This is a genomic window from Vibrio sp. 10N.261.52.A1 (genome assembly GCF_002876325.1).
GTDB classification, from domain to species: Bacteria; Pseudomonadota; Gammaproteobacteria; order Enterobacterales; family Vibrionaceae; genus Vibrio; species Vibrio chagasii.
Map to the genome: position 1 here is coordinate 1101 of NZ_MCYD01001359.1, position 471 is coordinate 1571.

Genomic DNA, 471 nt, shown 5'->3' on the forward strand with positions numbered 1-471 from the left:
CCGTAGAGGCGGGGGACGCAGTAGAAAAAGGGCAGCTGCTCGCAACGTTAGATAATGCTACTTACGTTCAAGACCTTACTGACGCAAAGTCCCTGTTCGAGCTAGCCAGTAAACAACTCGCACGTGGTACTGAGATGTTTGGCAGCAAAATGTTGTCGCAGTCTGAACACGATCAATTGACGGCTAACTACAAGCTTGCGTCGGCAAATTTAGCAGCAGCGGAGCGTAAGCTCAGTTACACCAAATTACTCGCGCCATTTTCGGGTACGGTTTCCACGGTAGACAAGCAACGCTTTGAAAACGCGACTCCAGGAGAAACGCTACTTAGCTTGTATCAGAACGATAAAGTTTACGTGCGTATTCAAGTATCGGATTCGATCTTAGCGTCGATTAGCCCAGACATGCGTTCCAGCAGCTACCGTCCACAAGCAACCTTCGGTGGACACTCTGTCCAATACCCTCTGACTTACC

General features: G+C 49.5%; 1 protein-coding gene. It reads left to right on the forward strand.

Features of this window, described 5'->3' with window-relative positions:
* Window positions 1-471: efflux RND transporter periplasmic adaptor subunit (locus tag BCT81_RS27765; protein ID WP_133152759.1), on the forward strand; the 471-nt coding region annotated here is incomplete at both ends.